Raw genomic sequence first — 13,213 nt, forward strand, 5'->3', positions numbered from 1 at the left:
ATCTTCCCGCCGAAGCCCTCTCTGCGTCTGATCGCGGACATCTTCAAGTACTGCCGGGCCGAGATCCCGAAGTGGAACACGATCTCGATCTCCGGTTACCACATGGCCGAGGCGGGTGCGTCTCCGGCGCAGGAGATCGCGTTCACGCTCGCGGACGGCATCGAGTACGTCCGTACGGCGGTCGCGGCCGGCATGGACGTCGACGACTTCGCACCCCGGCTGTCCTTCTTCTTCGTGGCCCGTACGACGATCCTGGAGGAGGTGGCGAAGTTCCGCGCCGCGCGCCGGATCTGGGCGAGGGTGATGCGGGAGGAGTTCGGCGCGAAGAACCCGAAGTCGCTGATGCTGCGCTTCCACACGCAGACGGCCGGGGTGCAGCTGACCGCGCAGCAACCGGAGGTGAACCTGGTCCGCGTCGCCGTCCAGGGCCTCGCGGCCGTGCTGGGCGGCACGCAGTCCCTGCACACGAACTCCTTCGACGAGGCCATCGCGCTGCCCACGGACAAGAGCGCGCGGCTGGCGCTGCGGACGCAGCAGGTGCTGGCCTACGAGACGGATGTGACCGCGACCGTCGACCCCTTCGCGGGCTCGTACGTCATCGAGAAGATGACCGACGACGTGGAGGCGGCGGCGGTCGAGCTCATGGGCAAGGTCGAGGACCTCGGGGGCGCCGTGTCGGCCATCGAGCACGGCTTCCAGAAGAATGAGATCGAGCGCAGCGCGTACCGCATCGCGCAGGAGACGGACGCGGGCGACCGTGTGGTCGTCGGCGTCAACCGCTTCCAGCTCGACGAGGAGGAGCCGTACGAGCCGCTGCGCGTCGACCCGGCCATCGAGGCCCAGCAGGCCGAACGCCTCGCGAAGCTGCGCGCCGAACGCGACCAGACAGCGGTGGACTCGGCCCTGGCCGACCTGAAGAAGGCCGCCGAGGGCACGGACAACGTTCTGTACCCGATGAAGGACGCCCTGCGGGCCCGGGCGACGGTGGGCGAGGTGTGCAATGCCCTCCGGGAAGTTTGGGGGACTTACGTGCCCAGTGACGCGTTCTGAGCTGGGCGATTCGTCCGAATGGGTGATCAGGGCCGGAGTTCACCCGCCCCCGGTTACGCTCATGGAGAGTGACCCCTGAAAAGGAGGATGCCGTGGCTGTACTGCAACACGAGCTGACGTTGGGCGAAGCCGCCGACCTGCTCTCCCGTGCACTGCCTGGGCACCGCGTGGAGATTCTCCAGGGGAGGCTCACTGTGACACCGCCGCCGGACGGCTCGCATGCGCTGTCGTTGACTTGGTTGGTCGAAGCATTCGCAGGGGCGGGTGCCCGGAAAGCTGGGCTCAGGTATGTCCAGGGCATCGGCCTGTGGCTGCCCACGCTGGCCGACGACTTCTCGATCCCCGACTTCTCCGTCGTCGACGAGGACTTCCGCGACGCCCTCGTCCAGAAGAACTGCTACGCCCCGAACGTCTTCCGCCTTGTAGTGGAAGTGACCTCCTCGAATTGGTCCGACGACCTCGGCCCCAAGGTCGAGTGCTACGCCGAAGCAGGCGTCCCCGTCTACATCGTGGCCGACCGCAAGCACGACGAGGTGCTGCTCTACCAGGACCCGGTCAAGGGAAAGTACGACGCCCCCGAGCGCTACAAGCGGGGCCAGAGCATCCCGGTACCGGAATCCGTCGGCGTCACGCTCGACCTCTCCGTGGACACCCTCCTCGACGGTGACTGATCGCGATACCCGCAGGTGGGGTGTCGTACCCGCATGCGACACTCCCTTTCATGCTCGGCATCATCGATCTCCCCACCTACCTGGCAGGCCTCGTCCTGATCGTCCTGCTCCCCGGACCGAACTCCCTGTACGTCCTCTCCGTTGCCGCTCGCCGCGGGATCCGCGCCGGGTACACCGCCGCGGCCGGGGTCTGGTGCGGGGACACCGTGTTGATGACGCTGTCCGCGGCCGGCGTCGCCTCGCTGCTGCAGGCCAACGCCGTGCTGTTCGGGATCGTGAAGTACGCCGGTGCCGGATACCTGACCTGGCTGGCGGTCGGGATGCTGCGGGCCGCGTGGGGGCTGTGGCGGACGCGGCGGGAGCGGACCGTGGACGAAGCCCCGGGTGCCGCCGCCGCCGGTGTCGAGGAACGGCCGTACCGCCGCGCCTTCGTGGTCAGCCTCTTCAACCCGAAGGCGATCCTCTTCTTCGTCGCCTTCTTCGTGCAGTTCGTCGACCCGGGGTACGCCTACCCGGCGCTCTCCTTCGTCGTGCTCGGTGCCTTCGCCCAGCTGGCCAGCTTCCTCTACCTCAGCGCGCTGATATTCAGCGGCACGAAGCTGGCCGCCGCCTTCCGCCGCCGCAAGCGACTGTCGGCGTGGGCGACCTCCGCGGCGGGCGTGCTGTTCCTCGGCTTCGCGGTGAAGTTGACGCTGGCCAGCGCGTAGACGCTCCGGCGCACCGCCGCGAGCGCGGCACACCTCACCTCGTCCGGATCGCGTACCGCGCCGCGTATTCCGCCAGCCCCTCCCCGGTCTGACCCGCCCAGCCCACGTAGCCGTCGGGGCGGACCAGATAGACGCCGTCCTCCAGGCTCAGCAGCGTCCAGTCGGGGCCCCGCAGCCTGTCGAAGAGGCGGACTCCGTCCACCGTCAGGTCCGGGACTCGGTCGCCCGGGCGGAGGGGGCCCGGGGTTTCGCGGGTTTCCGCGCTGAGGGAGGAATGGCGGTAGTTCAGACCCAGTTGGCGGGTCGCCGCGCCCCGCCTCGCCTCGTCGCGGTGGATGGCCGTGGAGAGGCCGAGTACGTCCGCAGCGACCGGACGCCGTTCCTCCTCGTACGTGTCCAGTAGCCCCTCGGGAGCCTGGCCGCCCAGTACCGCGCCCAGCTTCCAGCCCAGGTTGTAGGCGTCCTGGACGCTGGTGTTCAGGCCCTGGCCGCCGGCGGGGGAATGGATGTGCGCCGCGTCCCCGGCCAGGAAGACCCGTCCCTCGCGGAAGCGGTCCGCCAAGGCGGCGCGCGGGCGGAAGTCGGACGCCCAGCCGACCTCCGTGACCTCCTCGGGGGCGAGGTGGGTGCGGTCGCCGACCAGCTTGCGGATGCCCTCCGGCGACAGATCCGGATCCGTCCCCGCCGGGAAGCGTGCCACCAGCTGGAAGTCCTCCGTCCCTGCCAGCGGGCAGAGGGCCAGGAAGTCCGAGCCCTCGCCGCTCGGCGGGAAGACATGCCACCACGTCCGCTCCAGGCCCGCGATCCGGATGTCCGCCACCAGCATCGGGTTCGGGTCGAGCAGCTCGCCCGTCATCCCGATGCCCAGCGCCCGACGTACCGCCGAGCGGCCCCCGTCGGCGGCCACGGCGTACCGGGCGCGGACCGTCTCGCCGGAGGTGAAGTGCGCCGTCACCCCCGCCGCGTCCTGTTCGATCCGCGCCACCTCGCGGCCGAAGGCCACCGACCCGCCCAGCTGCTCCAGCCGGGCCCGCAGGATCTCCTGGTTGCGCCACTGCGGGACCATCCAGGGGCCGGTGAACCGGGAGCCCTCCTCGCCGTCCTCCGCCGGGTCGAACATCGGGTACTCACCGGTCTGCCTGCCGTCCGTCCAGATCATGCCCACCGGGTACGCGCCCCCGGCGGCGAGGATCTCGTCGAGGACGCCGAGGTCCTCGTAGACCTCCATCGTGCGCGGCTGCAGGCCCTTGCCGCGGGAGCCGGGGGCGAGGGTCTCGCCCCGCTCCACCACCAGCGCGTCCACTCCGCGCCGGGCCAGGTCGATGCCGAGGGCCAGGCCGGTGGGGCCCGCGCCGACGATCAGTACGTCCAGTACGTCTGTGTGCTGCACAACCGCTCTCCTTAACGTTGTTAAGTTCCCTTCTCCGGGAGAGTGGCCTTAACGGCGTTAAACTGTCAAGTGTGAGTACCGGACGACGAGCCCCCCTCGACCGCAAGCGAGTCGCGGACACCGCACTCAGGCTCCTGAACGAGGTGGGCCTCGACGGGCTGACCCTGCGTGCCATCGCCAAGGAGTTGGACGTCAAGGCGCCCGCCCTGTACTGGCACTTCAAGGACAAGCAGGCGCTGCTGGACGAGATGGCGACCGAGATGTACCGGCGGATGGTCGCCGGCACCGCCCTCGATCCCGCCGACACCTGGCAGGAGCGGCTGCGCAAGTCCAACCACGGGCTGCGCGGGGCGCTGCGCGGCTACCGCGACGGCGCGAAGGTCTTCAGCGGCTCACGCTTCACCGGCATCGAGCACGCCGAGCAGATGGAGGACAGCCTGCGTCTGTTCACGGCCGCCGGCTTCACCCTCGCCGAGGCGGTCCGCGCGACCTCGACGACGTACCTGTACACGATCGGCTTCGTCACCGAGGAGCAGGGCGTCGAGCCGCTGCCCGACGAGAGGCGCGAGGGATTCGACGTCGAGGAGCGAGCCCGGCTGATGAGCGCGTTTCCCTTGACGGCGAAGGCGGGCGCGGAGATATTCGCCGACTATGACCGGCATTTCGCGGAGGGGCTGGAGTTGGTGATCGCGGGGATTGAGGCGCGGTACGGGCGGGCATAGGTCGCCTCGGCGGTTATTCGGCCAGGCGTGCGTATGTCAACTCACCACCCCCCAACGCTAATTGCACGTTCACAGATGGTTCATATCGTGCCCCTACTTTCGCCGAATGCCAGACATAGTCAGACGGGTGCAGGGGGCACACGTGCCCCGCCAGCGCGGCGGCGCCGCGCTCGTCTCATATGTATTGCCCGTCTTCAACGAGCAGGACGGGATCCGCCACTTCCACGAGGAACTCGTGACGGCACTGGGTGGACGCCCCGAGTTCACCTATGAGTTGGTGTACGTCAACGACGGATCCGCCGATGGCACGCTGCCCATCCTGGAAGACATCGCGAAGAACGACCGGCGCGTCCGGATCGTCGACTTCGCGCGCAACTTCGGGCACCAGATGGCCATCACGGCCGGTATCGACGAGGCACGCGGCGACGCCGTGATCGTCATGGACACCGACCTCCAGGATCCGCCGAAGGTCAGCCTTCAGCTGATCGACGCCTGGCGGGAGGGCGCGGAGATCGTGCACGCCCGTCGGCGCAGTCGGCAGGACACGCTCTTCAAGCGGACCACCGCGCACGCCTTCTACCGTCTGCTGCGGTCCTCCACCGAGGTGGACATCCCGGTGGACACCGGCGACTTCCGGCTCATGGACCGACGCGCCGCCGACGAGCTGCGGCGCTTCCGAGAGCGGAGCCGGTTCGTGCGCGGCATGGTCGCCTCGATGGGCTTCCGGCAGAGCGAGGTGCACTTCGACCGCGACGAGCGGTTCGCCGGAGAGACCAAGTACCCGCTGCGCAAGATGGCGCGCCTCGCCATCGACGGGCTGACCGGCTTCTCCACCGCACCCCTGCGGATGATCACCAAGCTGGGCTTCGCGGTGCTCGTGCTCTCACTCATCGGCATCTGCTACGCGCTCGCCATGAAGGTGCTGCGGCCGGAGATCACGGTCTCCGGCTGGACGATGCTGATGGTGGTCGTCCTGTTCCTCGGCGGTGTGCAGATGCTGTCGCTCGGCGTGCTGGGCAGCTACATCGGGCGTACCTACAACGAGGTGCAGGGCCGGCCCCTGTACACCGTGCGGGAGGTCATCGCGCACGACGCGGAAGCCGGTGCCGACGGCACCGACGGCACCCGCCATGGCGACTGACACCTTGGAGGGCACGCGGACCCGCACCCGTGACCTCCGGCAGCTGATCGCGTACGCGCTGGTCGGCGGCAGCGGAGTCCTGCTCGACATGGGTGCGTTCCTGCTGCTCTACAACGTGGCCGGGATGAACGAGCAGGTGGCCAACGTGCTCTCCACCAGCCTCGGCATCACCAACAACTTCGTCCTGAACGCCCTGTTCACCTTCGACAAGCGTGATCGTCTGCTGATGCGCTATCTGCGCTTCTACGCCGTCGGTCTGACCGGTATCGCCCTGACGTTCGTGCTGCTCGCGGGGTTCTCCCGAGGGCTCGGCATCGACCCGAACCTTGTGAAGGCCGGCTCGCTGCCGCTGGTGCTGGCCCTCCAGTTCGCGCTCAACAGAAAGTGGAGTTTCGCATGAATCTCGGCGTCATCGGCGCGGGCGCGACCGGCCTCACCGCCGCGTACGACGCGGTCAAGCAGGGCCACGCGGTCACTGTCCTGGAGGGCGCCGACGAACTGGGCGGGCTCGCCGCGTCGATCCCCGTCGGGGGAGTGCCGCTGGAGCGCTACTACCACCACATCTTCCGCAGCGACCGCCAGATGATCGAGCTCATCGAGGAGCTGGGCCTGGGCGGCGACCTGCGCTTCCACAAGACCACCACCGGTGTGTTCCGGGGCGGGCGGATGCACCCCTTCAGCACGCCGCTGGAGATGCTGAGCTCCCCGCTGTACGGCCTGCCCGCCGGGATCCGCTTCGGGCTGTCGTCGGCGTGGCTGAAGGTGGTGCGCGACGGGGAGAAGTTCAACGACCGCACCGCCCTGAGCTGGGTGCGCAAATGGGCCGGGCGGCGGGCCACCGAGGCCGTCTGGGAGCCGCTGCTGCGCGGGAAGTTCGGCGACCGCGCCGACCAGGTGTCCATGGCCTGGCTGTGGGCGCGGGTGCACTGCCGCACCTTCGAACTGGGCTATCTGGACGGCGGGTTCGAGCGCGTGTACGCGACGCTGCGCGACCGGATCGCCGAGCGCGGCGGCAAGGTCGAGTTCGGCAAGCGGATGGAGACGATACGCCAGGACGGCGAGGACGGGCCGGTCACCGTGCGCACCGCCGACGGCGCCTCGTACACCTTCGACCAGCTGATCGTCACCACTCCGCAGCCCGCCTTCGCCAAGGCCGCCGACGTGCCGGCCGACGACGCCGTCTGGCGCAACCAGTACCTGGGCGCGACCTGCTTCGTCCTGGAGCTGGACCGCAGCGCGATCCCGTACTACTGGCTCAACATCAACGAGCCCGACTTCCCGTTCCTCGCGGTCGTCGAGCACACGCAGATGATCGACCGCGCCCAGTACGGCGGCCGTCACATCCTCTACGTGGGCAACTACGTCGAGCGGGACGACTGGCGCTTCACCACCGACCCGGCCGAGCTGCTGGAGCGGTACCTGCCGTATCTCCGGCGGCTGAACCCGGAGTTCGACCGCTCCTGGATCCAGGACTGGCACTTCTCCCGGGCGCCCTTCGCCCAGCCCGTGGTCACGCCCGAGTACAAGGCGCTGATCCCTGGTCACCGGACCCACCTCAGCCGGGTGACGCTCGCGACGATGTCGCAGATCTACCCGCAGGACCGTGGGCAGAGCTACTCGGTGGAGCTGGGCCACAAGGCGGCCCGGATCGCGGGCGCGGTCTGACCGACGCAGAGACGAGTCGGCCCCGGCGGAATTCACCGCCGGGGCCTTCGCATGAGCCGTGAGCCGTGAGCCGTGAGCCGTGAGCCGTCGCACGAGCCGTACGCGTCTCAGCGCAGCGTGCACACCACGAGCTGCCGCCCCTCCGGCTTGGGGCAGTCGTACGTACGGCGGATGTCGGCGGCGATACGCGGGTCGATCACGCCCAGCGACAGCCAGCTGGGCTGGTACACGGCGTACGCGGCCGGGTGGTCCTGCGTGATGCAGCGCACGTTCTCCCGGGTCGACGTGAGCGAGGGGACGTCGGTGAGCTGCTTGGGCACGTTGAAGAAGGTGGGGAAGGGGTACCGGCAGGCAGTCGGGTGGTCGATGTAGTACGCCTGCTGGCCGAAGGTCAGGTACAGGACCGGTACCCCGTCCGGGAGTTCGGCCTTCACCTGCTCGGCGGCGGCCTCCGCCGCCTGCGCCTGCACCTTGAGCTCGGCGTTGGTCGTGACGATGCGCCCGAGGATCACCCGGACCCCGGACGTGGGCCACACGGTCGCGGCCAGGCACACCACGAGCGCGAGGACGGGCAGCGCCACCGGAATGCGCGCGGCGCGCGGACGCGGTGCCCGCACCCGCAGCAGGTCCACCGCGCCGGCGAGAAGGGCCGCGGCCGAGGCGAGCCACGCGAGCACGTCCACGTCGACGTCCGCGCGGACGTGGGCGAGCAGCGGGGTCCCCACCCCGTACAGCACGGCGAGCACGGTGAGACACAGCGGGGGCCTGCCGTGCCGTCCGTACCAGCGGCCGATCGCGAGGCCGGTCAGGGCCGCGGCCACCGCCACCAGGCTCTCGCCGTGGTACGCGAACCAGTTGCCCTGGTAGATCACGACGGCCAGGCCGATGACGAGGAGCAGCAGGGTGCCGAGCACGGCCTCGACGCGCTGCCGGCGCGACGGGAGGGTGGCGGCGAACAGCAGCAGCGCCCCGGGCAGCAGCGCGAGGACCGGCGTGAGCGCGATCCGGTCGCCCAGGTAGTCGGCGGTCCGCTGCGCCAGGTCGGAGACGACGAGCGGATCCTTGCCCCATGCGTGCGCGTTGATGTGCGGCATGTCGCGCAGCCACTGCAGCTCGCGCGAGCCCGACCAGGCGCTGACCGCGAACAGCAGGCCGGTGGCGACGGCGGACGCGGCGGCCAGCAGCAGGGCGCGTACGCGGTCCACGGCGAAGACGACGACGAGCGCCATCGCGGCGGTGCCCGCGGTGGAGTACTTCATCAGAACGGTGAGACCGAGCGGCAGCGCGCCGAGCGCGGCGGCCTGCCAGCGGTTGCCAAGGCCGAGCGCGGCGGCGACGGCGAGCGTCGCGAAGACGATCGCGAACCACTCCGGCTGCAAGTAGTCGATGACGGGCGCGAAGGCCAGCGCGAGGGCGGTCAGGCCCGCGACGAGCAGCGCGTCCCGCTCGGGCATACGGCGGCGCAGGGCCCGGTGCAGCAGAACACCGAGGGCCGCGCACAGGGCGACGCCGATGAGCCGCAGGGTGGCTTCACGCACCGCGTTCGATCCGACGGTGACGGAGTCCAGGGCGGCGATCAACCAGCGGTAGAAGAAAGGCCGGTGGACGAAGACCTCGGAGGGGGACAGGCCGCTTTTCCCCGTCGTGCGCAGGGCGGCGAGCACATAGCGGAGGTCGAGAAAGACGCCGGCGGTGAGCGTCGTGTAGATCAGCAGCCCGGCGGCGGTGATGGCGGTGGTCCACCCCGCGGGAGAGGTGAGGCGCAGTCGGCGGGAGGCCGGTCTTCGCGGACTCGGCCCGCGCTGTGCGGCGGGTGGAGTCGAGGTGGATATATCGGTCACGTGCGCGAACCTAGCACCGTGTTCTGCCGGAATACGGGGCTGTCGAATGAGGCGGGGGGTTGTCACATCGAGTTCACCTGAATGTTGATGACGGGACACGCGAATGTAGATCTTCATTTCTTACGATCGCTTGACTTTCCGCTGAGAATCCAGGTGTGCACACGTGGCCAACCAACCCACCCTGTCCGTCATCGTCCCCTGCTTCAATATCGAGACGTACGTCCCAGAAACCGTGGCCGGCCTGGCCAACAACGCGCGGGACGATTTCGAGTTCATCTTCGTCGAGGACCGGTCGACCAAGGACCAGACCTATGAAGCCCTCCTCGCGCTGACGAAGAGATTCAAACGGAGCAGGGTGATCCGGCACGAAAAGAACGGCGGACTGGCCACCGCGCGCAACACCGGCATCGACGCGTCCGAGGGCCGCTACCTCACTTTCCTGGACGGCGACGACTGGCTGGCCCCCGGCTATCTGGCCGACCTGGTGGACCACATCGAACGCCACGACGTCGACTTCGTGCGCACCGACCACGTCCAGGTCTTCGGCCTCGAACGCCAGATCCACCGGGCCCCCGAAGGCCGCCGGCACACCCCGCTCGACCCCCGTACGTCCATCCTCCCCGTCGACGACACGACGATGGTCGACTACCCGTACGCCTGGGCAGGCATCTACCACCGCCGACTGCTCGACCGCGGTCTGCTGCGCTTCCACGACGGACTGCGCACCGCCGAGGACCGCCCCTGGATCTGGGAACTGCACCGCAGAGCCGAGTCCTACGCCGTCGCCAGCCTGCGCGGAGTCTTCTACCGGCGTGGCATCTCGAGTTCGCTGACCCAGATCGGTGACGTGCGTCAGCTGGACTTCTTCCGCTCCTTCGACCTCGTCCTCGCCGAACTCGACGGCGACCCCGAGGCGGCCGGGCTGCGCAAGAAGGCGCTGCGCAACTACTGCGTCGTCATCGCCCACCAACTCCTCGACCGCGGCCGGTTCGAGCGCCGCGTGCACGCCAAGCTGCGGCAACTCGCGGCCGAGGCACTCGGCCGGATGACGGAGGACGAACTCAACGAGGCACTCGTCGGGATGGGCGAGGAGCGCGTGCACACGCTGCGACGCATACGCGGCGGCATGAAGGGAATCGCGGCATGAGCGGCACGACACAGATCTTCTTCTCGGCCACGCAGTACGCCGCCGCCACCGTCACCGCGGCCATCCGCGCCGGTCTCTTCGGCCCGCGCGCCGCCCACCGCCGCATCCTCGTCGTCAGCAACACCGCCGCCGTGCCCGAGGTCGGCACCCCGCTGGACCGGATGGCCGGATTCGAGAAGCTGCGCCCCGAGTTCGACGAGGTGCGCTCGTGGAACGAGTTCATCTCCCCGCACCACCCGGCCGGCTGGTCGCCCCGCGCCCAGGACGCCCAGCTGTGGGAGAAGGCCGTACGCCTCGCCTGGGACCTCGGCGACGAAACCGTCGAGATCGCCTGCGAGTCCATCCAGGCCAACCCCTCCCGGGCGGTCGCCGAGATCTTCGCGGACAGCCCCATCCACGTGTACGCGGACGGCCTGATGAGCTACGGCCCCACCCGCAACCGCATCCCGCACGGCATGAACAGCCGCATCGCCCGGGTGCTCCACCTCGACCTCATACCCGGACTGCGCCCGATGCTCCTGTCCGAGTACGGCGTCGAGCCCGAGCCGATACCCAACGCGGCCATCGTCGACGTACTCGCCCAGATAGGTGAGGACGGCGCCGGGATCCTCGCCGAGCGGCTGCCCGACGGTGACCGGCCCACGGCCGTGCTGCTCGGCCAGTACCTCTCCGCGATCGACCTCATCACCCAGGACGAGGAAGAGCAGCTGCACATCCGCATGCTGCGCGCCGCCGCCCGGGCCGGCCACGACAGCGTCCTGTTCAAGCCGCACCCCAGCGCGCCCGCCGTCTACAGCAGGTCCCTGGAGGCGGTGGCCGGGGAGCTCGGAGTGCGGCTCGCCGTCCTCAGCGACCCCGTCCTCGCCGAGACCGTCTTCGCGAACCTGAAGCCGGACCTCGTCATCGGCTGCTTCTCCACGGCCCTGATGACGGCCGCCGCCTTCTACGGCATCCCCGTCGCCCGCGTCGGCACGGACCTCCTCCTCGAACGCATCACGCCGTACGAGAACAGCAACCGCATCCCGCTCACCATCATCGACGCGGCCCTGCCCGACGCGGAGCACGAGACCCTCGGCGTCCCGCTCGAGCCGGCCGCGCTGAGCGAGCGCCTCGCGCCCCTGGTGCGCACCGTCGGGTACTGCATGCAGTTCCGCAAGTACCCGGCCCTGCACGACGAGGCGGCCGCCTGGCTCACCGCCCATCTCGCCGAGCACGACCGCTACTTCAAGAAGCGCCGCCTGACCACGCTCCGCCTCCCCGGCGGCAGCCCGGTCCGCGCGGAGGCTCTGCGCCGCAACCCGACGGTGCGCAGGGTCGTACGGCGGATCCGGGCCGCCCAGTCCTGACACGGCAGAAAGGGCCGGACCCCGTCCTCCAGGGACGGGGCCCGGCCCTTTCCGCAGCCCGTCGGGCGGGGGCGGGGAACTCGCCCTTACCCACCCAGCTGCGGCCGCCGTACCGCCAGTGCCCGCTTCAGCCGCGGTCCGAACGGCTTCTCCACGAGCCGGTGGATCAGCCAGGCGATCAGCAGCAGGCTGAGCACGCTGACGACGATCGTCGCGTAGGGGGGCAGGCCGTAGCCCCGGTACAGCACCCGGATGAAGAACCAGCCCAGGTGTTCGTGCACCAGGTAGAAGGGGTACGTCAGCGCCCCCGCGACCGTCAGCCAGCGCCAGTTCGCCCAGCGGGTCCACCCCAGCGCCACCACCGCGACCGTGGCGAAGGCGAGGAAGACGATCACCTGGATGACCTGCGGGTTGCGGTGGAAGTCGCCCTGCGGGCCCGGGTGCCACAGGGCGGTCACCGAGTAGCGCTGGCCCAGCAGGAACGACATGACGACCAAGCCCCACAGCAGCATGTTGCTGCCGAAGCGGTGGATCAGGTACAGCGCCAGTCCGCCGATGAAGAAGGGCGCGTGGTCGCGCATCACCAGCTCGTCGGTCAGCGGGGTGTCGGCGACCCGGGCGAAGACGCCGGCCGTGGTCCACAGGCAGCAGAAGAGCACCACCCGCTGGTAGGTGACGCCCCGCCAGACCACACACAGGGCGAACAGCGCGTAGAAGCGCACCTCGACCCAGAGCGTCCAGTCCACGCCCAGGACCCGGTGCGCGCCCATCGGCTGCTGGAGCATGGTGAGGTTGAGCAGAAGCTCGTCGGACCGCAGCGGTCGCACGACGACGGGCATGATGTACGCCGCCGCCGTGATCAGGACGATCGCCACCCAGTACGCCGGATACAGGCGGGAGACCCGGGAGCGGAAGAAGGCGCCCATCGTGCGGCCCCAGCTGCTCATGCAGATCACGAAGCCGCTGATGACGAAGAAGAACTGCACGCCCAGACTGCCGTAGGTCGCGACCCGGGACAGCGTCGGAAACATGTCCCCGGGCGACTGGTGCCAGGACTCGGCGACCTCGCCGTTCTTCCCGGCGAAGTGGTACATGCAGACCATCAGCGCGGCCAGCAACCGCAGTCCGTCCAGGGCGCGCAGCCGGTCCGCGGCGCGCGGACGGGGTGCGGAGGCGGCAGGCTTCTCGGAGACCTGTACCCGCACGGTGGGCGCCGGGGCCGGGCTCGTCGGTGCCAGGGCCTGGTCAGCCGCGTTCATCCAGGGGCCTTTCTCGGCGGAGTCGTGATCAGTCGTTTGTCAACGACGGGACGTTACGAACCTCCGACGGATGACAGGGGATTCAGCGTTGACACCCAGGCGTCGCACAAATGTCGCTCAGATGAATGAGTTTGCGTCAGGTTGACGCCAGGGTTACGGGAAACGCGCGCCGCCCCCGGCCCTGTGGGGGAACGGGGGTGACGCGCGGGGCTGTGTCGATATGCGGCTCCGCCGCGTGGGCGCGACCAGCCCCCACCGGCCCGCAGGATCGTCA

General features: G+C 69.5%; 12 protein-coding genes. 9 read left to right on the plus strand and 3 right to left on the minus strand.

The genetic code is table 11. The features are described 5' to 3' along the window. The 3 genes from ABT114_RS34740 to leuE all read left to right on the plus strand — a co-directional run. Window positions 1–1,050 (plus strand): acyl-CoA mutase large subunit family protein (locus ABT114_RS34740; protein WP_351146918.1); only part of this gene is annotated, 1,050 nt, incomplete at its 5' end. Window positions 1,051–1,142: 92 nt separating this feature from the next. After that, window positions 1,143–1,721 (plus strand): Uma2 family endonuclease, encoded by a 579-nt coding sequence (locus tag ABT114_RS34745; RefSeq protein WP_351146919.1) that lies wholly within the window; start codon window positions 1,143–1,145, stop codon window positions 1,719–1,721. A 50-nt stretch (window positions 1,722–1,771) separates the two neighbouring features. Continuing rightward, window positions 1,772–2,428, plus strand: coding sequence for a leucine efflux protein LeuE (gene leuE, locus ABT114_RS34750; RefSeq protein WP_351146920.1), 657 nt, complete (start codon window positions 1,772–1,774; stop codon window positions 2,426–2,428). Window positions 2,429–2,462: 34 nt separating this feature from the next. Here the strand turns inward: leuE and ABT114_RS34755 are convergent, their stop codons facing one another. After that, the gene (locus ABT114_RS34755; RefSeq protein WP_351146921.1) at window positions 2,463–3,818 is read right to left on the minus strand and encodes an FAD-dependent monooxygenase; all 1,356 of its coding nucleotides are present in this window, start codon (window positions 3,816–3,818) and stop codon (window positions 2,463–2,465) included. A gap of 71 nt (window positions 3,819–3,889) precedes the next feature. Between ABT114_RS34755 and ABT114_RS34760 the strand changes: the two genes are divergently transcribed. The 4 genes from ABT114_RS34760 (at window position 3,890) to ABT114_RS34775 (ending at window position 7,346) form a co-directional block, all read left to right on the plus strand. After that, window positions 3,890–4,540, plus strand: a complete 651-nt coding sequence (locus ABT114_RS34760) for a TetR/AcrR family transcriptional regulator C-terminal domain-containing protein (RefSeq protein WP_351146922.1) — start codon at window positions 3,890–3,892, stop codon at window positions 4,538–4,540. A 142-nt stretch (window positions 4,541–4,682) separates the two neighbouring features. After that, window positions 4,683–5,681, plus strand: a complete 999-nt coding sequence (locus ABT114_RS34765) for a glycosyltransferase family 2 protein (RefSeq protein ID WP_351146923.1) — start codon at window positions 4,683–4,685, stop codon at window positions 5,679–5,681. Then, entirely contained in the window at window positions 5,671–6,081 is a 411-nt protein-coding gene (locus ABT114_RS34770) for a GtrA family protein (RefSeq protein WP_351146924.1), read from the plus strand. The genes ABT114_RS34765 and ABT114_RS34770 overlap by 11 nt, the downstream gene beginning before the upstream one ends. Next, a complete protein-coding gene (locus ABT114_RS34775) occupies window positions 6,078–7,346 on the plus strand; it encodes an NAD(P)/FAD-dependent oxidoreductase (RefSeq protein ID WP_351146925.1) in 1,269 nt (422 codons plus the stop codon). The genes ABT114_RS34770 and ABT114_RS34775 overlap by 4 nt, the downstream gene beginning before the upstream one ends. A gap of 107 nt (window positions 7,347–7,453) precedes the next feature. On the opposite strand, the gene ABT114_RS34780 is transcribed toward ABT114_RS34775, so the two are convergent. Beyond that, window positions 7,454–9,187, minus strand: coding sequence for a hypothetical protein (locus ABT114_RS34780; protein ID WP_351146926.1), 1,734 nt, complete (start codon window positions 9,185–9,187; stop codon window positions 7,454–7,456). Between the two features lie 163 nt (window positions 9,188–9,350). Between ABT114_RS34780 and ABT114_RS34785 the strand changes: the two genes are divergently transcribed. Then, complete coding sequence (locus ABT114_RS34785) at window positions 9,351–10,334, plus strand: glycosyltransferase family 2 protein (RefSeq protein WP_351146927.1); 984 nt, start codon at window positions 9,351–9,353, stop codon at window positions 10,332–10,334. Further along, on the plus strand, window positions 10,331–11,680 hold the full coding sequence (locus tag ABT114_RS34790) for a polysialyltransferase family glycosyltransferase (RefSeq protein ID WP_351146928.1): 1,350 nt from the start codon (window positions 10,331–10,333) through the stop codon (window positions 11,678–11,680). The genes ABT114_RS34785 and ABT114_RS34790 overlap by 4 nt, the downstream gene beginning before the upstream one ends. Before the next feature lie 86 nt (window positions 11,681–11,766). Here the strand turns inward: ABT114_RS34790 and ABT114_RS34795 are convergent, their stop codons facing one another. Next, complete coding sequence (locus ABT114_RS34795) at window positions 11,767–12,939, minus strand: acyltransferase family protein (protein ID WP_351146929.1); 1,173 nt, start codon at window positions 12,937–12,939, stop codon at window positions 11,767–11,769. Window positions 12,940–13,213 lie beyond the last annotated feature (274 nt).

This window comes from Streptomyces sp. NPDC002088, from assembly GCF_040296605.1.
GTDB lineage: Bacteria > Actinomycetota > Actinomycetes > Streptomycetales > Streptomycetaceae > Streptomyces.

Bases quoted from the DNA above. Each gene is read 5' to 3' on its own strand.
- leuE (WP_351146920.1), top strand. From the start codon at position 1,772: ATGCTCGGCATCATCGATCTCCCCACCTACCTGGCAGGCCTCGTCCTG.
- ABT114_RS34770 (WP_351146924.1), top strand. From the start codon at position 5,671: ATGGCGACTGACACCTTGGAGGGCACGCGGACCCGCACCCGTGACCTC.
- ABT114_RS34775 (WP_351146925.1), top strand. From the start codon at position 6,078: ATGAATCTCGGCGTCATCGGCGCGGGCGCGACCGGCCTCACCGCCGCG.
- ABT114_RS34790 (WP_351146928.1), top strand. From the start codon at position 10,331: ATGAGCGGCACGACACAGATCTTCTTCTCGGCCACGCAGTACGCCGCC.
- ABT114_RS34795 (WP_351146929.1), bottom strand. From the start codon at position 12,939: ATGAACGCGGCTGACCAGGCCCTGGCACCGACGAGCCCGGCCCCGGCG.